General features: G+C 37.8%; 23 protein-coding genes. 18 read left to right on the top strand and 5 right to left on the bottom strand.

What is annotated here, in order from left to right; genetic code table 11:
• The first annotated feature begins 145 nt into the window (after positions 1 to 145).
• Positions 146 to 1,048, top strand: coding sequence for a hypothetical protein (locus tag G6Q10_RS06190; RefSeq protein WP_163654268.1), 903 nt, complete (start codon positions 146 to 148; stop codon positions 1,046 to 1,048).
• 115 nt (positions 1,049 to 1,163) lie between these two features.
• Here G6Q10_RS06190 and dinB read toward each other — a convergent pair whose 3' ends face one another.
• From dinB to rnz, 3 genes are all read right to left on the bottom strand, one after another.
• Positions 1,164 to 2,231: a DNA polymerase IV gene (gene dinB, locus G6Q10_RS06195; RefSeq protein ID WP_163654271.1), complete on the bottom strand. Its 1,068-nt coding sequence runs from the start codon at positions 2,229 to 2,231 to the stop codon at positions 1,164 to 1,166.
• A gap of 80 nt (positions 2,232 to 2,311) precedes the next feature.
• Positions 2,312 to 3,103 (bottom strand): SDR family NAD(P)-dependent oxidoreductase, encoded by a 792-nt coding sequence (locus tag G6Q10_RS06200; RefSeq protein ID WP_163654274.1) that lies wholly within the window; start codon positions 3,101 to 3,103, stop codon positions 2,312 to 2,314.
• Positions 3,100 to 4,032, bottom strand: coding sequence for a ribonuclease Z (gene rnz, locus G6Q10_RS06205; protein ID WP_163654277.1), 933 nt, complete (start codon positions 4,030 to 4,032; stop codon positions 3,100 to 3,102). Before rnz ends, G6Q10_RS06200 begins: the two co-directional genes overlap by 4 nt.
• A gap of 210 nt (positions 4,033 to 4,242) precedes the next feature.
• On the opposite strand from rnz, the gene zwf reads away from it, so the two are divergent.
• The 7 genes from zwf to G6Q10_RS06240 all read left to right on the top strand — a co-directional run bounded on the left by zwf (position 4,243) and on the right by G6Q10_RS06240 (position 11,038).
• Positions 4,243 to 5,718: a glucose-6-phosphate dehydrogenase gene (zwf, locus tag G6Q10_RS06210; protein WP_163654279.1), complete on the top strand. Its 1,476-nt coding sequence runs from the start codon at positions 4,243 to 4,245 to the stop codon at positions 5,716 to 5,718.
• A 438-nt stretch (positions 5,719 to 6,156) separates the two neighbouring features.
• Positions 6,157 to 7,866: a hypothetical protein gene (locus G6Q10_RS06215; protein WP_163654283.1), complete on the top strand. Its 1,710-nt coding sequence runs from the start codon at positions 6,157 to 6,159 to the stop codon at positions 7,864 to 7,866.
• Between the two features lie 29 nt (positions 7,867 to 7,895).
• Entirely contained in the window at positions 7,896 to 8,585 is a 690-nt protein-coding gene (locus G6Q10_RS06220) for a WxL domain-containing protein (RefSeq protein WP_163654286.1), read from the top strand.
• A complete protein-coding gene (locus G6Q10_RS06225) occupies positions 8,586 to 9,620 on the top strand; it encodes a WxLIP family cell surface protein (RefSeq protein ID WP_163654289.1) in 1,035 nt (344 codons plus the stop codon). It begins immediately after the preceding gene.
• 5 nt (positions 9,621 to 9,625) lie between these two features.
• Positions 9,626 to 9,853 carry an LPXTG cell wall anchor domain-containing protein gene (locus G6Q10_RS06230; protein ID WP_163654292.1) on the top strand — a complete coding sequence of 76 codons (228 nt, stop codon included), beginning with the start codon at positions 9,626 to 9,628 and terminating at the stop codon, positions 9,851 to 9,853.
• Between the two features lie 601 nt (positions 9,854 to 10,454).
• Positions 10,455 to 10,838, top strand: coding sequence for a TIGR02328 family protein (locus G6Q10_RS06235; protein WP_163654295.1), 384 nt, complete (start codon positions 10,455 to 10,457; stop codon positions 10,836 to 10,838).
• Positions 10,839 to 10,897: 59 nt separating this feature from the next.
• A complete protein-coding gene (locus G6Q10_RS06240) occupies positions 10,898 to 11,038 on the top strand; it encodes a hypothetical protein (protein WP_163654299.1) in 141 nt (46 codons plus the stop codon).
• Here G6Q10_RS06240 and G6Q10_RS06245 read toward each other — a convergent pair.
• Both G6Q10_RS06245 and G6Q10_RS06250 read right to left on the bottom strand, forming a co-directional pair.
• Positions 11,006 to 11,488 carry a DUF6884 domain-containing protein gene (locus G6Q10_RS06245; RefSeq protein ID WP_163654301.1) on the bottom strand — a complete coding sequence of 161 codons (483 nt, stop codon included), beginning with the start codon at positions 11,486 to 11,488 and terminating at the stop codon, positions 11,006 to 11,008. The two genes, G6Q10_RS06240 and G6Q10_RS06245, sit on opposite strands and share 33 nt — an antisense overlap.
• Positions 11,482 to 12,021, bottom strand: a complete 540-nt coding sequence (locus tag G6Q10_RS06250) for a GNAT family N-acetyltransferase (RefSeq protein ID WP_163654304.1) — start codon at positions 12,019 to 12,021, stop codon at positions 11,482 to 11,484. The genes G6Q10_RS06245 and G6Q10_RS06250 overlap by 7 nt, the downstream gene beginning before the upstream one ends.
• A 545-nt stretch (positions 12,022 to 12,566) precedes the next feature.
• Here G6Q10_RS06250 and ilvD point away from each other — a divergent pair.
• The 10 genes from ilvD to budA all read left to right on the top strand — a co-directional run bounded on the left by ilvD (position 12,567) and on the right by budA (position 24,154).
• Positions 12,567 to 14,279 carry a dihydroxy-acid dehydratase gene (ilvD, locus tag G6Q10_RS06255; protein WP_163654307.1) on the top strand — a complete coding sequence of 571 codons (1,713 nt, stop codon included), beginning with the start codon at positions 12,567 to 12,569 and terminating at the stop codon, positions 14,277 to 14,279.
• Positions 14,279 to 15,979, top strand: a complete 1,701-nt coding sequence (gene ilvB, locus G6Q10_RS06260; protein ID WP_163654310.1) for a biosynthetic-type acetolactate synthase large subunit — start codon at positions 14,279 to 14,281, stop codon at positions 15,977 to 15,979. Before ilvD ends, ilvB begins: the two co-directional genes overlap by 1 nt.
• 1 nt (position 15,980) lies before the next feature.
• Entirely contained in the window at positions 15,981 to 16,469 is a 489-nt protein-coding gene (gene ilvN / locus G6Q10_RS06265; RefSeq protein WP_163654313.1) for an acetolactate synthase small subunit, read from the top strand.
• A gap of 49 nt (positions 16,470 to 16,518) precedes the next feature.
• The gene (ilvC, locus tag G6Q10_RS06270; RefSeq protein ID WP_163654316.1) at positions 16,519 to 17,514 is read left to right on the top strand and encodes a ketol-acid reductoisomerase; all 996 of its coding nucleotides are present in this window, start codon (positions 16,519 to 16,521) and stop codon (positions 17,512 to 17,514) included.
• A gap of 33 nt (positions 17,515 to 17,547) precedes the next feature.
• Positions 17,548 to 19,074, top strand: a complete 1,527-nt coding sequence (locus G6Q10_RS06275) for a 2-isopropylmalate synthase (RefSeq protein ID WP_163654319.1) — start codon at positions 17,548 to 17,550, stop codon at positions 19,072 to 19,074.
• Position 19,075: 1 nt separating this feature from the next.
• Positions 19,076 to 20,152 (top strand): 3-isopropylmalate dehydrogenase, encoded by a 1,077-nt coding sequence (gene leuB / locus G6Q10_RS06280; protein ID WP_163654322.1) that lies wholly within the window; start codon positions 19,076 to 19,078, stop codon positions 20,150 to 20,152.
• A complete protein-coding gene (gene leuC / locus G6Q10_RS06285) occupies positions 20,133 to 21,530 on the top strand; it encodes a 3-isopropylmalate dehydratase large subunit (RefSeq protein WP_163654324.1) in 1,398 nt (465 codons plus the stop codon). The genes leuB and leuC overlap by 20 nt, the downstream gene beginning before the upstream one ends.
• On the top strand, positions 21,508 to 22,095 hold the full coding sequence (leuD, locus tag G6Q10_RS06290) for a 3-isopropylmalate dehydratase small subunit (protein WP_163654326.1): 588 nt from the start codon (positions 21,508 to 21,510) through the stop codon (positions 22,093 to 22,095). Before leuC ends, leuD begins: the two co-directional genes overlap by 23 nt.
• Before the next feature lie 2 nt (positions 22,096 to 22,097).
• A complete protein-coding gene (ilvA, locus tag G6Q10_RS06295) occupies positions 22,098 to 23,366 on the top strand; it encodes a threonine ammonia-lyase IlvA (RefSeq protein WP_163654328.1) in 1,269 nt (422 codons plus the stop codon).
• 68 nt (positions 23,367 to 23,434) lie between these two features.
• Entirely contained in the window at positions 23,435 to 24,154 is a 720-nt protein-coding gene (gene budA / locus G6Q10_RS06300; RefSeq protein ID WP_163654330.1) for an acetolactate decarboxylase, read from the top strand.
• Positions 24,155 to 24,219 lie beyond the last annotated feature (65 nt).

Genomic DNA, 24,219 nt, shown 5'->3' on the forward strand with positions numbered 1-24,219 from the left:
TAAAATGTCACCCTTTTTAGGTTTTTTGTACCGTGTACAAATTAACCCCTCCTAGTGTAGAATGATAAAACATGATTTAGCTTTGTAATAAAAAAGACATTTTATATGAAGCTTATATCGCATAATTAACTTAGGAGTTGAAAAAATGGTTTTAGGTCATGTGAAATGGTTTACAACAGTAGAACCTGTTAGAAACAATTTAAAAGACATCTGGACACTAGACACACTATTTTTATTTTCATTATCATTAATTTTTATTTTTTTACTATACGCATTTGCCCCCTACCTCGCTAAATTAAAGTTTCTAAATGGCAAATTTATCAATCGTATCAATCGAGAAACGGTTTTTCGCGTTGGGATTGCATTCGCACTTATTATTAGTATGTTAACAAAGCATGTTTTAGTGCCGGATGTACATGGCTCGTTACTGCTTTATATTATCATGGCTATTTCTGCACTAGGGCTCATCATTCAAACAAAGATAACACAATGGTTCAGCTTATTGCTTATTCTCTTTTTGTTTATTTGGAATATTTTTACTTTAGGAATTCATAATTCAGTTGATTATCTCTTTTTCATAGGAATTATGGTTACTTTATTTGCCTTTTTAATCAATAAAACAAAATGGAAAGTTAGGCCTCTTGAAATATTAACAGGGCTTTCGCTCCTTTGGGTAGCAGCGGAAAAAATGGTTTATAGCAATATGTCGCTGGATATTATTCATCACTATTCATTATACACATTTGGTTTTAGCCAAAAGCACTTTGTTATCTGTGCTGCATTAGTAGAGATGGTTATCGGTTTTGTTTTGATCACTGGTTACTTTCGAAAAATTATTTCTTTTGCTTTAACGCTTGTGTTTTTAGCAACAAATCTTATTTTTGGTGTTAGCGAGATCATGGCCCATATGCCACTTCATATTATCTTTATTTATTTAATTTTAAATCCATATAAAGACATTAAAATTGGGCAATCTCGCTTAGTTAGAGCAGCACTTATGTCATGTGCCTACATCATAGCTGTTATCCTTGTTGTCTTTATTTACTAGCAAGTAAGGCTCAGACATCATGTGCTTCAGCTTAAAAATAGTGCCTAGATTCTATGACAAATCAAGCAAAATAAGAGGTTTGCCAGAAACCGGAAGCGGAAGTCTGGCAAACCTCTTAAATATCGAGCCGCAAATTCTCGAAATGAATCGGTTTTAAATTTGTAACAGTAAGTCCAATCAAACGAATCGGCTCAACACCTGAATAAATATTCGTAAGCAGTGCCAAGCCTGCTTGATAAATTAAATGCTTATCATGAATATAATCAGCTAACGTTATTCTTTTCGTTAACGTTTTAAAATCACTATAACGCAATTTCAAAACAACTGTTTTTCCATGTTTTTGGATCTTAGAGAGTCTTGTTTCAATTTTTGCTGCAAATTCCATTAGACTTTGTTGTAAAATGCGTTGATCACGAATGTTTTGTTCATACGTAGTTTCTTTACCGACCGACTTACGATCACGATTAGGATTAACGATGTTACTAGATTCTCCACGCACATGACGATACAAATAATACCCCTGTTTATGAAACTCATGGATTAAATCCCATTCACTAAAACGCTTTAAATCGGCGCCTGTTTTTATGCCTAAACGATTCATTTTTTGGCTTGTGACTTTGCCAACGCCGTAAAATTTATTGATCGGGATCTGCTCTAAAAACATTTCTGCTTCTTCTGGTGTGACCACTGTAAGTCCAGCTGGTTTACGGAAATCTGAAGCAATCTTTGCAATAAATTTATTATAAGAAACGCCAGCAGAAGCGGTTAATTGTAGCTCGTGATAAATAGACTGCTGGATTTCACGTGCAATAAAAGTGGCAGACTTCATTTGTTTTTTGTTCTCAGTCACGTCAAGATAGGCTTCGTCTAAAGAAAGTGGTTCGATTAAATCTGTATAACGTCTAAAAATGGCACGAATTTGCTCCGATATTTGTCGATAATGCTCCATATTGCCGTGTACAAAAATCCCCTGCGGACAGAGCTTTGCTGCTTGTTTAGTTGGCATCGCTGAATGAACACCATACTTACGCGCCTCATAGGAACAGGTTGCAACCACACCTCTTTTATTTGGATCGCCACCAATAATGATCGGCTTCCCACGATATTTTGGATGATCACGTTGCTCAACAGAAGCATAAAACGCATCCATATCAATATGGATAATCTTTCTTGATGTATCCATTTTACTTCACCTTCTTACAAAAAAGAACTTATGTTCGCTTTTTATTTTACACGAAAGAAAGCTTTTAAGCAAGTCATCTTTTATTTTTTTAAAAAGGCGTTTTTCCCTAAGAACTCGATTACTTGGGGCATTACTTGATAAAGACGCGAAACGATATTCATACTGAACGGCAAATTGAGCTCACGTCGTTTTTTCCCCAATATAGCAACTGTTTTGCGTGCAACTTTGTTCGGAGATAAAACAAAATGATTCACTTTTTCTAAATAGTCTCCAGATTTATCCGCTGTATTGAAAAAATTCGTTCGAATAGGTCCAGGATTAATACAAGTGAGATAAATTTTTTTGCTGCTAATTTCCATTCTTAAAGCATTAGAATAACCTAATACAGCAAATTTTGTTGCTGAATAAACAGCTGATTTTGGTGTGGCAATTTTCCCAGCTTGTGAAGCGATATTGACAATGTGCGCTTGCTTTCTTTTATTTAATTCAGGTAAGATAAGCTGTGTTAATTTAATTAAGCCAAGGACGTTTGTTTGAAACATTTTCTCTGTAACTGCAAAAGGTGTATCAACTGCCAGCTCAAACAAACCAAAGCCCGCACAATTTATTAAGACCGAAAGTGAATATTTATCAGTTATTTGTGCTATGAGCGCTTCCATTTGTTCAAAATCAGTAACATCGAAACGATAATAAGGTACGTCAATCCCGTAAACTTGTCGGATCTCTTCTGAAATTGCTGCGAGTTTCTCACTACTACGTGAAAGTAAAATAGGCACTCCACGAAGCCTAGCTACTTCAAATGCAATCTCTTTGCCTAAACCACTTGAGGCACCTGTAATCAAAACATACTTTCCTTCAACAAACGTATTCATTCTTCTTTTGCACCACCTACTATAAATGTTGAAAAATCATAAGCCATCTCTGTGTTTGGAAAAATTTCACGTGCCTCAAGAAGCAACTCCTTGCTTGCTTCTTTATCATAACGCGAGCTAATATGTGTTAAAATCAACTGCTTTGCCTCTGCCTTTTCTGCTAAAGTTGCTGCCTCATATGTTGTTGAATGCCAATATTCATGTGCCAATTCCTTTTTGTCTCCTGAAAATGTAGCTTCATGGACAACAACATCAGCACCATGAGCGAGGTCTAGTTCCGCTTCCGTTTGTCTAGTGTCTCCAAAGATAGCCACGATTTTTCCTTTTTGCGGCGCTCCAATGTAGTCTTTCCCATCAATCATTCGTCCATCTGGAAGCATGACTTGTTCGCCCTTTTTTAAACGACTAAAAAGAGGTCCTGGAGTGACTCCCTCCTCTTTCAAACGTTCAGCATCAAGCGCACCTGCTTTATCTGCTTCCTCTAACCGGTAACCATAGCTTTTTACACCATGATAAAGTTCAGCATAATGAATATAGATGTCATCTTTTTGAAAAGATCCTTCATTTTCAAGTTCAACCACAGTAAGTGGATAAGTAAGGCGTGACGCGCTTAGTTCAAGTGATTGTCTGATAAAAGCTTCTATCCCTTTAGGGCCATAGATAAAAAGCTCACTTTCCCCGCCTTGAAAAGAGCGACTACTAAGTAATCCTGGTAAACCAAAAATATGATCTCCATGCATATGTGTAATAAAAATAGTATTTATTTTTCCAAGTTTGACTGGACTTTTTAAAATTTGGTGTTGGGTTGCTTCACCGCAATCAAACAGCCAAATCGCATTTCTTTCATTTAACATCGAAAGCGCAACAGAGCTTACATTTCGCCCCTTTGAAGGCACGCCCGCTCCGGTTCCTAAAAAAAATAATTCCATTAACTCCATCCCTTTCAAATTATGAAATGGCTTCTTTTGTTTTATTTTACCATAGTTTTACTTACACCATGAAAAATCTTTAAACCAATCAGTTGCACAAACAGTTTTTAACGGCTAAAATAATATGGAAATGCCTTGCCTCATTATAATCGAGTGCTTCTTAAGCTTCTATAGGCTAATAGTAATTTCAGAAAGAGGGTAAATCGTAGTATGACAGATGTGATAGAACAAAAAGCTTTAATTACCATTTTTGGCGGTACGGGAGATTTAGCTAATCGCAAACTTTACCCTTCGCTATACCATTTATACAGCAAAGGCTCTCTTAGCAAGCATTTTGCAGTGATTGGTACAGCACGCCGCAAATGGAGCAATGAATTTTTTCGTGAAAAAATCAAAGAGGCAATTAAAGATATTAAAGGCTCAGATGAATTTGCTGATGACTTTATTTCCCACTTTTACTATCAATCACATGATGTAACGGATAAAGAGTCTTACGTAACGCTGAAAGATTTATCTGATGAATTGGATAAAAAATATCATCTTGAAGGAAATCGACTTTTTTATCTAGCAATGGCGCCGAACTTCTTTGGCACAATCGCTAGTCGCATCAAATCAGAAGGGTTTGTAGATACAAAAGGCTTCCATCGTTTAATCATTGAAAAGCCATTTGGACATGATCTAGCTAGCGCTAAAGAATTAAATGAATCCCTGCGTCAAGCTTTTAGAGAAGATGAAATCTATCGAATTGATCATTACTTAGGTAAGGAAATGATTCAAAATATTTCTGTTATCCGTTTTGCGAACTCTATTATTGAATCGCTTTGGAATAACCGTTATATCAGCAATATTCAAGTTACTTTAAGCGAGGTGCTTGGGGTTGAAGATCGTGGTCGCTACTATGAAGAAAGTGGAGCACTTCGCGATATGGTCCAAAACCATATTCTACAAATCGTCTCTCTTCTTGCCATGGAAGTGCCTATCAAACTTACAACTGATGAAATTCGTCATGAAAAAGTTCGTGCTTTACGCTCTCTTCGTGTTTATGAAGGAGATGCGGTTCACAAAAATTTTGTGCGTGGTCAATATGGCCCTGGTATATTAGATGGCACAAAGCATGCTGGATACCGCGAAGAAGATAACGTAGATTCTGATTCTAATACAGAAACGTTTGTTGCTGCTAAATTAATGATTGATAATTTCCGCTGGGCGGGTGTTCCTTTTTACATACGAACAGGAAAACGCTTAGCGAAAAAAGCTACACAAATTGCCATTCATTTTAAAGATGTGCCACTTAACTTATTTAGCGAACAAAAATCCCTTGCTGGAAATGTTCTTGTTATTCATATTCAACCAAATGAAGGAATCACACTCCATATGAACGTTAAAAAAACTGGTCAAGGAATGGAAACGATGCCGGTAAACCTTGATTATGCTCATTCATCACAAGTTGGGATGAATACACCCGAAGCCTATGAAAAATTAATTCTTGATTGTTTACGCGGTGATGCAACTTACTTTTCACATTGGGATGAAGTAAGCTTATCATGGAATTTTATTGACCATATAGCTGGGGTTTGGGAAAGAACAAAAGAAAATTTCCCTAATTATAAACCTGGCACAATGGGGCCTCAAGAAGCAGATGATTTGCTTCTGCAAGATGGTTTTCAATGGTTTTCGGTTGAGTAAATGATGATCCTTTTTTAAATAAAAGCTTGTTTTCGATATTTTACCGGAAGCAAGCTTTTTGTGTTACTAAATTTATTTAAGCAAAAGAAGAATTAGCAACTTCCCTCTATTTTTCGTGTTTCGTTTGATGGATTTTACTCACTCTATTTTTTCTATTTGGTTTAGTATGCTTCATTTAGGGAAATAACAATATCACAGTATGAGAATTTTTATGCTGCACACATAAATACCAAGCCAAAAGTGATGTATGATTCAAATAGATGATCTTCATCAATTTTTATGTGCAAATAAAAAGATAGTCACAAAACAAAGAACTGAGCTTAAAAAGATTTACATCAAGCTAGCCGTATCTTTATAAAATAAACCAATCTTTCATCGCAATGTTTTTTAATTTTAATTCTCATATTGACTATTCAAATAAAAAGGAGGTGATGAATATTGCGCAAAAGAAAGGTGCTTTTCTTTCTTGGGATATTCATTCTGCTCGCAGTAAGCTCCCCTAACTACGTTCATGCGGCAAGTATGGATTCAAAAGCAACCTATGCTCCTGCTAATATGGCTAATGACCCATGGCAAGGTGGGACAATCACTTTTGATAATACAGCAAACGTTAAAGGCTCCGATATTACTTATAACCCCATTCTCTCTCAAACAGTTGATTTTGAAATGGTTTGGCAGCTCCCTACTGTTAGAGATGCTAACGCTTGGTTAAATGCACTAAGCAGTCAGTCAAATCTAAAGCTAGGGGATCAGACCATTCAACTTAGTAAAGATGATTTAGTTGTAAAAGATAATCAACTCGTTTATACCATGAGTACAAAGAAATTTGACTTGCTTGCTTTATTAAAATGGCTGGCAAATATCCTATTAGGTTCATCGGATGTGAAGATCCAAGCACATTTAGTATTTGATGTTGGGACATTGTCGACTAATGCTAGCGACTCAGCTTTTACGAAACTATTAACAACTAGCAAACTTCCTCCCACTCAAGATAAGAACCTCCCTATTCACAGCGAATTCTTTAATCGTACAGGAGACTTAGAATTACAACAGGATACATCATTTGCTACTTGGAATACTTATATTTCACCATGGAATGAGGAACAAGCAAATAGTGCGTTAAATGGAAAAGAAGATGATACGCAAGATGGCGGGCAGACTGAAGTAACAGGGATCGATCGAGTTTTAAATGGGGATACGTATAAAGATCGTCTAGTAGAATTGCCCATTACACAAACGATTAATCCAACAGACTACATGCGCACCGTAAATTTGTTCACTAAAGAAGCTATCTTAGGTGATTCTTCTGGTATTAGCGCTGTTTCACCTCCTCAGGTAACGGACTCATTTTCTAATGATGCTAGTGGCGCCCCTCAACTTGAACGGAAAACAATTTATTCGTTTAAAGGTCAAGATTCAGATGGAACGGCACTTAGTCCGGTTCCTATTACTTTCACGCAAAACACCGCGTTAAAATTTGCACTAGACCAAACAGAAGTTTCTACAACAGGGGCAGTTACATTAACCGGTGAATTACAAACAGAAGGTAAAAACAATCAAATTTATTACCAATTAGAGGATGGCGAGCCTCAAAAGCTAGCAACTTTTGATCAGAGTGAAAAAGAGTTAAAACTTACATTACCTGAGTTACCCGTTGGAACCCATTCGGTTACACTAGAAGCGGAAAATGAATATGGGCTTAAACAGCAGCAAACTGTTCGTGTGAATATATTAGAACCTGAATTAAATTTAGATGCCGTAACAAGCTCTTTTGATTTTGGTGAAAATTTCATACCTGAACCTGGCGGGAAATTATACAATCAAGAGCCTTTTTCAATTCAAGTGACAGATACCTTCCCCTCTCTTCGTAATTGGACGCTATCTGCAATGATTGATTCGCCGTTACAAACAGAAACCGGTGAACAGCTACCAGCAGATCTCTACATCAATGATTCTTCTAACCAACCTGTAGAAATCACATCAAACCTTACACCACTTTATCAAAATCAACAAGTCAATCAAGGAAGCATTGAACCTATTGATTTCAAAAGCGGTGAAGGCATTTATTTACAAATGAATTCTTCAAATGTAAAAACAGGTCAGCAATACCAAGGAAACATTAAATTCGTTTTACAAACTGGACCATAATAATAAAAAAAAGAAAGAGGTTTTTTAGAATGAAAAAAGAAAAAATCATGATAATAAGTAGCGTAGCTTTTTTAGCTCCACTAGTTAGTAGTCTTACCCTGCCAGTCTTAGTTGAAGCAGCAACCGATAATCAAAACGCAACAACGAATGGAACGGTCTTATTTAAAACAAATGACGAACCTACTCCTCCAATTGTACCGCCAGTTCCACCAGATGATTCAAGTGATCCAAATGGTGCTGATGATCCAACAAATAACACAGAACCTCTTCGTATTGACATTGCACCGAACTTTCACTTTGGAACTTTTAGCGTAGGGACAGGAAACCACACTGCTCAAAATACACGTCAAGAAAGCAATTTACAAGTGACAGATGGACGTGGAACATTAGCTGGTTGGACTGTTTCTGTTGCAAAAACAGAATTAAAAAACAAGGATGATGTTTTACCTGCTACGCTTCAATTAACACCAGGAACTGTAAAAAATAGTAACAAAGAAGCTGTTACTTTAAAAGGCAATCTTACTGCTCCTGTTACAGTAACTACTGCTGCTCAACCTATTTTAGCAGCTGAACAAAATGAAGGTGGCGGTACTTATTATCAAAACTTTGATGACAATAAAGCGGAACTTTCTTTTAATAGTGACCAAGCGAAAGTAGGTACTTATACATCTACCATAACGTGGACGCTATCTTCTGCCACTCCTGAAGGTGCCCGCTAAATGGCTTTACTGGTCAAACAAAAATATCTAAAGAGCAGTATAAGTTTCTTACTTTTTTTACTTCTCCTTCTTTTGTTTCCTTTAACTAGCCATGCAGTGGATTTATCATATGAAGTTAAGCCACACTTAGACCCCCAATCAGGGAAAAAAGGGCTTGATTATTTCTACTCTGAAGTAAAGCCAAATGAAACGAAAACTTTTTCTTTTGATATTATCAATCATTCAAATTCAGAGGCGCGCTTTAAAGTTCAATTGAACCGCGCCGTAACGAATAAAAATGGTTTTATTGATTACAGTATACAAAGTAAAAAAAAAGTACCTCATGATTTTAATCAAATGGTAAATGAACGTGAGCAAGAAGTGACCGTACCCGCCCAAGGAAAAAAGGAAGTCACATTTACAGTCAAGCTTCCAAAACAAAAATTCCAAGGTATCGTTTTAGGCGGTGTATATGTTACTGAAATAAATACAGCTTCAGCTAAAGATGCTTCTAACTCCAAATCCGGAATTGGATTTAATCAACAATTAGCCTACGCTATGGCGGTTGTGCTTCAAGAAGAAGTGCCTTATAAAGGAGGCAGCAAGGTGCAGCTGTACAAGATTCAGCCTACACCAAATGAAGCACAAGCAACACTTAAGCTCGATATGGAAAACATCCGGCCTAACATTTTAAATAACGTTTCTCTTAAAATGAAAATTTATCGATCAGGAGAAAAGTCAGTATATAAAACATTGCAAAAACAACAGATGCGCTTTGCACCAAGCGACCGGTTTAAGTTATTTATTCCTTGGTCTGCAGCAGAAATGAAACCTGGTGATTATGAAGTAGATATTGAAGTCACGTCTGGCCAAGAAAAATGGCTATTCAAAAAGAAATTTTCAATCTCTAAGGATGACAACGCCCTCTTAAAAGCGGAAGGCACACCCTTTGCAGAAGAGAAGTCCCCTTCTATGATCATTTACTGGCTACTTGGTTTGCTTGCGATCACCGTCATTATATTAGTCATCATTATTTTACGCAGAAAAAGGAAGTGATTGAGATGACAGAGACAAATACAACGATAAAACTGAACCCTAATCCAAATCCTATTGTGGAAAATGGAGATTTGACTGAGGTAGCCACACAAAAAATCGTGCTAACCCCAAGTGAAGCACGTTTACCAAAAACAGGTGACCAGTCTCTTCCTCCTGCCTTTATTGTTAGTATCGGTTTTCTTTGTATTTTAGCAGTAGTTCTTCGGAAAATAGGTGCTAAATTGATGAACTAAGCGATTTGTTCCTTTGTCATTTTAAGGGAAAGTTATTCTCAAACCACGTACTAGATAGCCGTTTGAGACAAATAATCAAGCGACAAGCTTTTTGCTTTCGCTTGATTTGTCGTGCTTAAAAGGACTCCTACCCATTTTATTTTTTTATTAAATTTGATACAATAAACAAGAAGAAAAACTTAAGGACGGGGGCATTTTCGATGGCTATTAGAGAAAAAATTTTTACAATAAAACACAAGCTATTCAACCTGAAAAAAAATGAAAAACTGCTACAGGGTTGTCCTATAGAAATAAAGATAGACTCAACGCTTTAGTAAACATAAAAAGTTTAGTATCTGTTGATGAAGTACTAGATGTATTATTAGATGAACATGAAGTCACACTCACTTCTAATGAAAAGCGAGAATTAAGATCTATAATCTCTATATATGAGAAAAAAGAAAATGACATCTACATGTAGATCTATCTACAAATATACTGATTATCTTATAGCTACTATAAATAATAAAATCTTAAATACTAGTTTTTGTTATAACTAGTATTTAAGGTTTATTAAAGAACAAAACTTACTAATACTAATAAACAGAAGGCGGGTTATACTATGCGTTTGTGGCACGAACAGCTTATTCCATTATTACCTCGTCAACAATTACTTGGGCAACACAGAGAATGTTGTGCCTTAAGAGGTAACGGATGGGGGAAATCACACTCCACTGTTAATTATATCTTCACTCATCCTCCTTATCGGTTATTTCAGTACCATAAAAAGGTCATGGACGAGATGACAAAAAGGGGATATGCCGTGACTTCACTATGGTACAATCCCTATTATCGTGGCAAAAACTGTCCCTCTTACCTTCCAACAGATCTACTTTTATTAAAAGAAACCTCCCCTACTTATCCAGAACATGACTCTGCCTATTTCAAAGCCTGCCTCGAAAATTTAAGGCAAAAAGGGATTCATATAGCAACCAAAATAACCTAGACAAGATAAGTCACTTTTATCGAAAATAAAGCAAATATTTAAGTAAGGGAGGAGAACGCATGTTGCATATTATTGTCATTTCACTAGCTATTTTATTGCTACTTCAAACAGCTTACTTTTTTATTCGCAAAAATATAGATATGGGCGTGATGTTTTTGTTTATCACCTTAGCTTTGTTTATTTTGAGTACGATCGGCTAGCGGTTCTCTTTCTTGAATCGCTTTTTTTAATTTTTGCTGCATAATACCAATACCAGATGAGCCAGCAAGTGGTAAGCTGATCTTTATTTTTGCTGCTAAAACTTGCTCCATTAAGGGCAAATATTTTTTTCCACCAATCATAATGATTTCGGCTATTTTTCGTTGCGCTGTTTTTTCTTGCCAGCTTTTTTTCAAGTCAGCTAAACTGATGGTGTGTTGATTCACACCATTTAATGTAAAGCGCACATCATAGGTCTTTTTGACCCAATCTTCTGGATATAAAAAGCCGTATTTAGGAGATAAAATCAGATAATCATCAGGTGAAAACATTTCTGCATAAGTTTTGGCAAGGCAATGAAACGTTCCTGTATAAGCATATTTTGCACGAGTAGGTCCATAGTCTGGATTTTTATCCCAGATCTTAGGTTTACCTGATGGAATAATTAACATGGATCTCGCTCTATCTTTCCTGAAAACTCCCACATCATCACTTTCCTCCCTACTTCAATTTTGTCTTGTTCGCTCAAATGGATAAAACCTGTTTTTTGTAAAACATGAATGGATGCTTGATTTTGTTCATAACAACGAGCGAAAATTCGCTTTATTTCTGCTTGCTTTGTTAACCAAATCAGCATCGCTTGAAGCGCTTCTTGCATGTAGCCACGACGCTGATATTCTGGAACAATACTATAGCCTAATTCAATTTCCCCTGTCTGATCAGGATCACCTTGTCCCCCAATTTCACCAATGATCTTGTTTTCTGATTGTAAAACGATGAGCCTTGTCCACCTAGTCATCCACGGCTTTCTTTGGATATTCTCTAATACAAAGGGTAAATAGAAAAAGAAATCGATACCAGGCCAATTGGCTGAAACTTGATACCCCGACGTATATTCAAGCTCTTGAATCCCTACTATCGTTGCCTGAATCATCTTGTATTCATATTCAATTAATAAAAGGCGTTCGGTTTTTAACTTTTCCATGTAGCTTCCCTAACTTCCGCTCGATAATTTAATAACTTAAACTTAGCAGAAACTGCCAATAAGTTGCAAATTATTTCATTCAGAAGAAATTATTTGAAAAATATAAGATAAAAATAAAATTATTCTGATTAATCTTCTTCTAATGGAGCTAGCGGTAGGTTTTATAAGTAGCTGTATTATGAAAACAATCTAAATAGACGGAAAAATTTTTTATATTAGTTGACAGAAGATACACAAACGTTTATATTGTTAATAATATTATTTTTGAAAAAGATAATGAATCTCAAAAAACGAGGAGTTAATGACTATGAAAACCACAATAAATTATAACGTCATTACAATTTTATTACTCTAGAAGGGCTTTGAACACTGTAAGAAATTGCAGTTGTTTGAGTCCTGTTTTAAATGGGATTCTTACAAAGCATCCCATTTTTATTTAAATGGGGTGCTTTTTCTTTTATCCTGAAAAATGGAAATCAAAATTTATCGGATATTATTTTCCTTTTTCAAAAGATTTATAATAAAAAAGAAATGGGGTTAAATTCATGCGTAGTGACAAAATAAAAAAAGGAATTGAACAAGCACCTGCCCGAAGTTTGCTACATGCAACTGGACAAATTAGGAAACCGGAAGATATGGATAAGCCATTTATTGCGATTTGTAATTCGTATATTGATATTGTTCCTGGGCATGTCCATTTGCGCGAACTCGCTGATATTGCTAAAGAAGCGATTCGTGAAGCAGGCGGTATTCCTTTTGAATTTAATACAATCGGTGTAGATGATGGGATCGCAATGGGACATATTGGTATGCGCTATTCTTTGCCAAGCCGGGAACTTATTGCTGATTCAGCTGAAACAGTCATCAATGCACACTGGTTCGATGGTGTTTTTTACATACCAAATTGTGACAAAATTACACCAGGAATGCTCCTTGCTTCCGTTCGGACGAATGTTCCAGCCATCTTTTGTTCTGGGGGGCCGATGAAAGCAGGTCTTTCAAGTGAGGGAAAAGCATTGACACTTTCTTCAATGTTTGAAGCTGTTGGTGCTTTTAAAGAAGGCTCCCTTTCTAAAGAACAATTTCTTGACCTTGAAGCGAATGCTTGTCCTACATGTGGCTCTTGTGCCGGAATGTTTACTGCAAACTCGATGAATTGTTTGCTTGAAATCCTTGGTCTAGCGCTTCCAGGAAATGGGACAACGCTTGCTGTTTCCAAGGAAAGACGGCAATTAATTCGCAAATCTGCCTTCCACTTGATGGATCTTGTCAAAAAAGATATTAGACCTCTTGATATCATCACAAAAGAAGCGATTGATGACGCTTTTGCATTAGATATGGCGATGGGTGGATCAACAAATACCGTTCTTCATACACTTGCTTTGGCAAACGAAGCCGGAATTGATTACCATTTAAATCAGATCAATGAAATTGCTAAGCGGGTACCCTATCTTTCCAAAATTGCCCCTTCTTCTGCTTATTCTATGCACGATGTTCATCAAGCCGGTGGTGTTTCAGCTATTATTAAAGAACTTGTTGATTTAAACGAAGCAATCCATCCGGATCGAATCACAGTGACGGGAAAAACGCTCCGTGAGAATGTTGCAGCAGCTTCCATTAAAAATGAAGCGGTTATTCATCCTAAAGAATTGCCCTACAGCCCTGTTGGTGGACTTTCTATTTTATTTGGCAACATTGCACCGGATGGAGCTGCAATTAAAGTAGGCGGCGTCGATCCCTCTATTCAAGTCTTCCGCGGTATAGCCATCTGTTTTAATTCCCATGATGAAGCGGTTGCTGCTATTGATAACCATATTGTTAAAGAAGGACATGTTGTTGTCATTCGCTATGAGGGGCCAAAAGGTGGACCAGGAATGCCAGAGATGCTTGCTCCCACTTCAAGCATCGTTGGACGTGGTCTTGGGAAAGAAGTCGCTTTAATTACTGATGGCCGTTTTTCAGGAGCTACACGTGGGATTGCTATTGGTCATATTTCACCTGAAGCCGCTAGTGGTGGACCAATCGCTCTCATTCAAGATGGTGATGTAATTACCATTGATTTATTTAATCGAACATTAAATGCTGAAGTCTCCATGATGGAATTAAACAAGCGACAAAAGGAACTGCCTAACTTTACAGCCAAAGTGAAAAGCGGCTATCTCGCCCGTTATGCAGCACTTGTTACATCAGCAAATACTGGTGGTGTTATGGAAATTCCAGAAAATTTATTAAATAAAAAAGAGGTGGCAGAAAAGTGATGGAAAAAGTAAAATCACAAACAAAAAGCGGTGCTGAACTACTAATCGAATCCTTAAAACAGCAAGCAGTTGAATTTATTTTCGGCTATCCTGGTGGAGCTGTATTACCTCTTTACGATGCGCTTTATGATTCTGAAATCCCTCATATTTTAACACGGCATGAACAAGGTGCAATTCATGCTGCTGAAGGCTATGCTAAAGCTTCTGGCAAACCAGGTGTTGTTATCGTAACAAGCGGTCCAGGAGCAACGAACGCACTTACTGGTATTGCCGACGCGATGAGCGACTCGATTCCGCTTGTAGTTTTTACAGGGCAAGTACATATGCCTGGTATCGGAAAAGATGCCTTTCAAGAAGCGGATATGCTTGGTTTAACGATTCCAATTACAAAATATAATTATCAAGTGCGTGATGTTCGCGATTTACCACGAATTGTTAGCGAAGCCTTTCATATTGCCAATACTGGGCGTAAAGGGCCTGTCGTTGTTGATATTCCTAAAAACATCGGACTTGTACAAACAACAACTAAATTAACAGAAAACAAACCAAATTTACCAGGATATCAACCAACTTATATACCAAATCCACTTCAAGTTGAAAAATTAATCCAAGCCTTAGCTGTTTCAAAAAAACCGCTCATTATCGCTGGTGCTGGTGTGAATCATTCAAACGCGACAACCGAATTATTAGCTTTTGCTAGTCGTTATCAAATTCCAGTTGTCAATACGTTACTAGGACTAGGGAGTATTCCGCATGATCATGAGCTCTTTTTAGGAATGGGTGGCATGCATGGCTCTTATGCAGCTAACATGGCTTTGACTGATTGTGATTTACTTATTAATTTTGGCTCGCGTTTTGATGATCGTTTGGCTAGCTCACCTAAAGAATTTGCTACAAATGCAGTCATCGCTCACATCGATATTGATCCAGCTGAAATTGGCAAAGTGATTCCTACACAAATACCAATTGTAGCCGATATCCGCACCACATTAAAGCAAATTTTACAAATAAAAATGAATGAAACAATCAATAGCGAACATTGGGTGAAGCTAAATATGACAAGAAAACACCGTCACCCCTTTTCTTATAACAAACAAGCCACAACCGAAATTAAACCACAAAAAGTCATTGAAATCATTGGACAAATAACACAAGGTAAAGCGCTTGTTACAACCGATGTTGGCCAACATCAAATGTGGGTCGCACAGTTTTATCCATTTCAGTTTGACCATCAAATCATTACAAGTGGTGGCCTTGGGACAATGGGTTTTGGTTTACCTGCTGCTATTGGGGCAAGTTTAGCCTTTCCAAATAAGACGATCGTTTGTTTTGTCGGCGATGGTGGCTTTCAAATGACTACACAAGAACTCGCAATTTTAAATGAATATAAAATTAATGCAAAAATCATTATTTTAAACAATCGTGCACTTGGTATGGTAAGACAATGGCAAGAAAAATTTCATAATGAACGTTATTCTCATTCTCTTTTCGATGCACAACCGGATTTTGTTAAATTAGGTGAAGCTTACGGGGTAAAGGCTGTTCGCCTTTCAAATCCAGCCACGCTTGAAAAAGAACTGCAAAAAGCATTTCTCTATGCTGGCCCCATTGTTGTTGATGTCCTCATTCCTCAAAATGAACTTGTTTTGCCAATGGTACCAAGTGGCAAGCCAAATCATCAGATGGAAGGAGTCGAATAGTATGCGTCGTATTATTACAGCGACTGTCAATAATTCATCCGGTGTACTAAATCGCGTTACAGGCGTTATTTCCAGAAGACAATTTAATATTGATAGCATTTCTGTTGGTTGGACTGAAATAGCCAATGTCTCACGCATTACCATCGTTGTTCATGTCGACTCACTTTATGAAATTGAACAAATCGAAAAACATCTAAATAAACAGATTGATGTTTTAAAAGTAAGTGATATTACAGATGACCCGCATGTCGAACGCGAACTGGCTATCATAAAGGTAAACGCACCACCGCAGATTCGTTCTGAACTCTGTACAATTATTGAACCCTTTCGCGGAACGATTGTTGATGTCGGTTCAAAAAACATTGTCATTGAAGTCACAGGAACCAGCGAAAAAATTGACGCTTTTACAAATATTATTCGTCCTTATGGCATTAAACAAATGGCACGAACCGGTGTTACTGGATTTAAAAGAAGTACAAAAGAAAATTAATTCCGTATGGCAACATACGTAATCAATAAAAAATTTGGAGGTTTATAACATGACAAAAGTATATTATGAAGATGCAGTAAAAGAAAACGCCCTGGAAGGTAAGACGATAGCCATTATTGGTTACGGCTCTCAAGGACACGCCCATGCAAAGAATTTACGTGATAACGGAAACCATGTCATCATTGGTATCCGTGAAGGAAACTCAGCGAAAACAGCTCGCGAAGATGGGTTCGATGTTTTTTCAGTAAGTGAAGCTAGCAAACAAGCAGATGTTGTTATGCTCTTATTGCCAGATGAAAACCAAGGGAGCATTTATGAAAAAGACATTGCACCAAATTTAGTTTCCGGAAATGCCGTTGCGTTTGCTCACGGTTTTAACATTCACTTTAATGTGATTAAGCCAGCTCAAGAGCTCGATATTTTCCTTGTTGCTCCAAAAGGCCCAGGCCACTTGGTTCGCCGGACATTTGTTCAAGGTGGTGCTGTGCCGTCACTTTTTGCCATTCATCAAGATGCAAGCGGAAATGCTCGCAACATGGCTTTATCTTATGCAAAAGGGATTGGTGCCACACGAGCAGGTGTGATTGAAACAAGCTTTAAAGAAGAAACAGAAACAGATTTATTTGGTGAACAAGCCGTCCTTTGCGGTGGCGCGACACATTTGATTCAAGCTGGATTTGAAACACTCGTTGAAGCTGGGTACCAACCAGAGCTTGCTTACTTTGAAGTATTACATGAAATGAAGTTGATTGTCGATTTGATGTATGAAGGTGGTATGGAAAAAATGCGTTACTCCATTTCTAATACTGCAGAATATGGCGATTATGTTTCTGGTCCACGCGTCATTACAAAGGAAACAAAACAAGCTATGAAAGAAGTACTAACTGACATCCAAAATGGAAAATTTGCCAAGTCTTTCATTGATGATAATAAAAATGGTTTCAAAGAATTTCACCGATTGCGAGCTGAACAAAAAGGTCACCAAATTGAGAAAGTTGGTGCAGAACTCCGTAAAATGATGCCATTTGTCGGCCAAAATCGCTAAAGTAATCTAAAAAGAATGAGGTGAAATCAGCAAATGAAAAAAATTCAATTCTTTGACACAACATTACGCGACGGTGAACAAACACCTGGCGTAAATTTTAATACAAAAGAAAAAGTTCAAATTGCTTTACAACTAGAAAAGCTGGGCGTTGATGTGATTGAAGCAGGCTTTCCAATTTCTTCGCAAGGAGACTTTGAATGCGTAAAGCAGATTGCTGAAAAAATAACAAGTACAACGGTTACTGCATTAGCCCGTTGTGTAAAAAATGACATTGACCGTGCGAAAGAAGCACTTGAAAACGCCTATTCCCCGCAAATTCATGTCTTCTTAGCAACAAGTGATGTCCATATGAAATATAAACTAAAAATGACGCGTTCCGAAGTGCTAGCTGCAATTAAAGAACATGTTACCTATGCAAAAAAGTATTTCCAAACCGTTCAATTTTCGCCAGAAGACGCGACTCGTACTGAGCGAAAATTCCTAATTCAAGCAGTACAAACAGCAATCGATGCAGGAGCAACGATTATCAATATCCCAGATACAGTTGGTTACACGAATCCTACTGAATTTGGTCAACTTTTCCGTGACCTTAAAGAAAATATTTCCCAATTTGATCAAGTTACCTTTTCATCACATTGTCATGATGATTTAGGTATGGCAGTCGCTAATTCGCTCGCCGCTATTGAAAACGGAGCGACCCGTGTCGAAGGAACAATCAATGGGATTGGCGAACGTGCTGGTAATACAGCACTTGAGGAAATAGCTGTTGCATTACATATTCGAAAGGACTTTTATCAAGCAAAAACGAATATCGTGCTCGACCAAATTAAAGCGACAAGTGATGTCATTAGTCGTTTATCTGGTCTTGCTGTTCCAAAAAACAAAGCGATTATCGGTGGTAATGCTTATGCACATGAGTCAGGCATTCATCAAGATGGTGTGCTTAAAAATCCTGATACGTATGAAATTATTACACCTGCACTTGTTGGTGTAAAAACCAACTCGCTACCTCTTGGCAAATTATCTGGACGACATGCCTTCCATACACGTATGGAAACACTTGGTTATAGCCTTTCAAAAGAAGAACTGTTTGAAGCCTTCAAGCGTTTCAAACAGCTGGCAGATGTCAAAAAAGAGATTACAGAAGATGACTTGCATGCACTTATTCTTGGACAAACACAAGAAACGGATCCTTCTTTAAAACTAAGTCACCTACAACTACAATTTGTAACAGGTGGCGCGCAAGGTGCTATTATTCGAATTGAGCAAGCAGACGGTTCTATCTTAGAAGATGCTGCAACTGGAAGCGGAAGTATCGCTGCCATCTATCAAACAATGAATCGACTGCTAAATCAAGAAGTTTCACTGACGGATTACCGAATTCAAGCGATTACAGCTGGAAAAGATGCCCAAGCAGAAGTCCATGTGATCATTCAAAACCAAAATCACGAACAATTCCATGGGATTGGAATTGATCATGATGTATTAACCGCAAGCGCTAAAGCTTACCTTCAAGCAAGCAGTAAAAATAAGCATTTCGTTTTAAAGGAGGTTAAATAAATTGAGTTATTTGATCACAGTTTTGCCAGGTGATGGGATTGGGCCAGAAATTATGTCAAGTGGAATCGCTGTTTTAAAAACAGTGGGGCAATACTTTCAACATGACTTTAAGTTAGAAGAACACGCATTTGGCGGTGCAGCAATCGATTTGACCGGTAAGCCCCTTCCTGAAAAAACACTTACTGCTTGTAAGCATGCAGATGCTATTTTACTAGCAGCCATTGGTGGGCCAAAATGGGATCTAGCACCCTCTCGTCCTGAAGACGGCTTACTTGCGCTTCGAAAAGAACTTGGCCTTTTTGCCAATATTCGTCCAATCAGCATATCAGAGCATATCGCACACCTCTCCCCTTTAAAAAAAGAAGTTGTAGCTGGCAGTGATTTTGTTGTCGTGCGCGAACTAACTGGTGGCCTTTATTTTGGTGAACCAAAATATTGGAATGAAAAAAAAGCGATTGATACACTTTCTTATAGCAGTTTAGAGATTGAACGCATTTTAATTCAAGCTTTTGAACTCGCTAAAAAACGCCGAAAAAAAGTCACGTCCGTTGATAAAGCGAATGTCCTAGCCTCAAGTAAATTATGGCGAAAAACAGCGGACCGTATTGCCAAAAATTATCCAGAAATCACACTAGAGCATCTCTACGTTGACGCAGCAGCTATGCATATTATTAAAGAACCACAACATTTCGACGTCATTGTTACAGAAAATCTATTTGGCGATATTTTAAGTGATGAAGCTTCTGTTATCGTTGGCTCACTTGGCGTGCTTCCTTCTGCAAGTCATGGTGAAGCTTTCGTGTCATTATATGAACCTATTCACGGATCCGCCCCAAATATCGCAGGGGAAAATGTTGCCAACCCGATCTCGATGATTCTATCTGTCAGCATGATGTTAGAGCAATCTTTCCACCTTACTAAGGAGAGCGCTGTGATTAAACAAGCTGTAGAAAATACACTAACAGAGGGCTTTTTAACAAAAGATCTTGGTGGTGATACAACAACGACTGCCTTTACAAATCAAGTGATTCATTTTATTCGGGAAGGAGCAAAAAAAGATGCAGCAGACACTTTTTGATAAACTATGGGATCAACACGTGATTCTTGGCAAAGAAGGTGAACCACAATTATTATATGTTGACCTGCATTTAATTCATGAAGTCACTTCTCCTCAAGCCTTTGAAGGTTTGCGCGCGGCTTCTCGCACTATTAGACGTCCAGATAAGACGTTTGCCACAATGGATCATAATGTACCAACAAGCGATATTTTTAATATTCAAGATGTGATCGCTAAAAAACAAATTGAAACTCTGCGCAAAAACTGCTTAGACTTCGGTATTAGATTAGCAGACATTGGTAGTCTTGATCAAGGAATTGTTCACATGGTAGGTCCTGAAATGGGGCTCACACAACCTGGGAAAGTAATTGTTTGTGGGGATTCACATACAGCAACACATGGCGCTTTTGGAGCGCTTAGCTTTGGCATTGGCTCAAGTGAAGTCGAACACGTCTTTGCAACACAGACCATTTGGCAGCAAAAGCCTAAGTCAATGGGGATTAAAATTACCGGCCAGCTTAATCCAGGTGTTTATGCAAAAGATATTATTTTACACCTTATTGCAACTTATGGCGTTTCATTTGGGACGGGTTATGCCATTGAATATTTTGGCGAAACCATTACGAATCTTTCTATGGAAGAAAGAATGACCATTTGCAACATGGCCATCGAAGGCGGTGCAAAAATGGGAATGATTGCTCCAGATGCGAAAACTTATGAATACTTGCGTGGTCGTGAATTTGCTCCAAAAGATATCGAAAAAGCGATTTCAATTTGGGAAAGTTTATCTACAGATGAAGATGCCCACTATGACGTGCTTTATGAAGTAGATGTCTCAACGCTTGCCCCGTATATTACTTGGGGAACGAACCCCAGCATGGCGGTTCCTTTCAATCAAAGTTTTCCAGAAATAAACAATATCAATGACAAACGAGCTTATCAATATATGGGCCTTTCACCAGGGCAAAAACCTGAAGATATCAAGCTAGGTTATGTTTTTATTGGTTCTTGCACAAATGCTCGTCTTTCTGATTTAAAAGAAGCGGCAGCCATTGTTCAAGGTAAACAAGTAAAAGATGGCATTCGTGCTTTAGTCGTCCCTGGTTCAAGACAAGTTCGTCTTGCTGCAGAAAAAGCTTCCCTGGATCAAATTTTTAAAGATGCTGGTTTTGAATGGCGCGAACCTGGTTGCTCAATGTGCCTTGGAATGAACCCTGATCAAGTTCCAGCAGGTGTACACTGCGCCTCTACGTCCAATCGAAATTTTGAAGGAAGGCAAGGTAAAGGGGCAAGAACGCATCTCGTTTCTCCTGCTATGGCAGCAGCAGCAGCTATTCATGGACACTTTATTGATATTCGTAAGGAGGTAAACGCAAATGGAAGCCATTACCATTCATAAAGGAAAAACCGTCGCATTGATGAATGACAATATTGATACCGATCAAATTATTCCCAAAAGCTTTTTAAAGCGGATTGAAAAAACAGGATTTGGCGAATTTTTATTTGATGAATGGCGCTATTTACCAAATCGCCAGCTAAATCCAACATTTCCATTAAATGATCCCTCAAGACAAGAAGCAACGATTTTAATTACAGGTGATAACTTTGGTTGCGGTTCTTCACGCGAACATGCTGCTTGGGCGCTTTCAGATTATCGTTTTCGTGTGATTATTGCTGGTAGTTTTAGTGATATTTTTTATATGAATTGTACCAAAAATGGGATTTTACCCATCGTACTATCAAAAGAAGCCCGCGAAAACCTTGCTTCTTTAAATGCTGCTGCTGAAATTGTGATTGATTTACCGAAACAAAAGGTTAGCAGCTCCACTTGGAATTATGCTTTTACGATTGATTCAACTTGGAAACATAAGCTCCTTCACGGCCTTGATGATATTGCCATTACACTAAGCCATATTGAAGATATCACTTCATTTGAAAAAAATATAGATAAAGGATTGTGTTGAATATGGGATTAACTAATTTATTTATCTCAAAAGCAGATGTAGAAAAAGCGCATCACGTACTTAAACCAATCGTTAAAAAAACCCCCTTACAATATGATCATTATCTTTCGCAAAAGTTTGATTGTCATGTTTACTTAAAACGTGAAGATTTACAGTGGGTTCGTTCGTTTAAGTTGCGCGGAGCTTATTATGCTATTCAAAGTTTAACTAAAAAAGAATTAAAAAAAGGGGTCACTTGTGCAAGTGCGGGTAACCACGCACAAGGCGTCGCTTATACTTGCCAAAAAATGAAAGTAAAAGCAACGATTTTCATGCCAACGACAACACCGCAGCAAAAAGTGTCACAGGTAACGTTTTTTGGTGGTGATTATGTTGATGTAGTTTTAACAGGAGACACATTTGATGCTGCCCAACAAGCGGCAAAGCTTTTCACAAAAGAACACCATTCAACATTTATCGCTCCTTTTGACAATCCTCATATCATCGCCGGTCAAGGCACGCTTGCAGTTGAAATGTTGCAAGATCTAGCAAATGAAGGCTTAGAAGCGGATTACTGTTTTGCAGCAATTGGTGGTGGGGGCCTAATTTCTGGCATTGCAAGTTATGTTAAAGAAGCAAGCCCGAAAACAAAAATAATTGGTGTTGAACCAGCTGGTGCTCCTTCTATGACGAAATCTTTAGCAGCTGGTGAAGTTGTTACTTTACCAACGATTGATAAATTTGTTGATGGTGCTGCTGTCAAACAAGTGGGAAAGCTCAATTATCATCATACAAAAGAATTTGTTGATGAGGTTAAGCTAGTTCCTGAAGGTGAAGTTTGTTCAGCGATCCTCGAACTTTACACAAAACAAGCGATTGTGGCTGAGCCAGCTGGAGCTTTAAGCGTTGCAGCTCTAGCACATTGTAAAGAAGAGATTCAAGGTAAAACCGTCATCTGCATTATAAGTGGTGGTAATAACGATATTAACCGCATGCAAGAAATTGAAGAACGTTCTTTGCTATTTGAAGGTTTGAAATATTACTTTATCGTTAATTTCCCACAGCGTCCCGGTGCCTTAAAAGAATTTGTTAACGAATGCTTAGGTCCACAAGATGATATTACAAAATTTGAATATACAAAAAAAGTCAATCGGAATAATGGCCCTGTTATTATTGGTGTGTTGCTTCACGATAAGCATGATTATCCTGCTCTACTTAAGCGCATTGCTCAATTTGATCCGAACTTTATCCCCATCAATGATAATCAAACACTCTATACACTTCTTGTATAATATGTTTTAATAAAGCAGTAAAAGGAAAACATATGACAAGTACATAAAGCATAAAGGAGTGTTTTAAGGTGGATAAGAAACGAAAGAATTATCTTTATCAACATTCGACAATGGCCGCTTTAGCTCATGGTTTATTTAGCGGGACAACGACATTTAAGGAGTTAATGAAACATGGGAATTTAGGTATTGGTACGCTGGATGAATTTGACGGAGAACTTGTTATTCTAGATGGTGAGCCATTCCAGATACGTCAAGATGGTAAAGCTTATAAAATCAAGGCAAATGATACAACACCTTTTGCAAGCATTACTTATTTTGAACCAGATGTGCAGTTTACGATTTGCGACTTAGAAACAAAAGCACAAATTGAACGTAAAATAGCTTCACAGACGCAAGGAGCTAACGTCTTTTACGCGATCAAAATTAGTGGGAATTTTCGTACAGTAAATACGCGTGTTGTTCCTAAACAAAAGCGCCCCTATCCCCCTTTAATTGAAGCGGTAAAGGCTCAGCCAACCTATCAATTTGATTATATTACAGGAACTATCGTTGGCTTCTTTACGCCGCTTTATATTACGGGTATTGGTGTAACAGGTTACCATCTTCACTTTATTGATGATATGCGAACGCTTGGTGGGCATGTATATGATTATGCGTTGCTTGATGGAGTCGTTGAAGTAGCGCAACAAACGGGTTTTGAATTACAGCTCCCACAAACCTCTGAGTTTTTGCGAAGTGATTTGAACACACCAAATATGCTTGAACAAATTGATGCAGCAGAAAAATAACCTAAAACATAAAGAAGTTTGCCAGAATCCTGGTACTCACGTACGCCAGCTTCTGGCAAACCTTT

This window comes from Listeria sp. PSOL-1, from assembly GCF_902806445.1.
Taxonomy (GTDB): domain Bacteria; phylum Bacillota; class Bacilli; order Lactobacillales; family Listeriaceae; genus Listeria.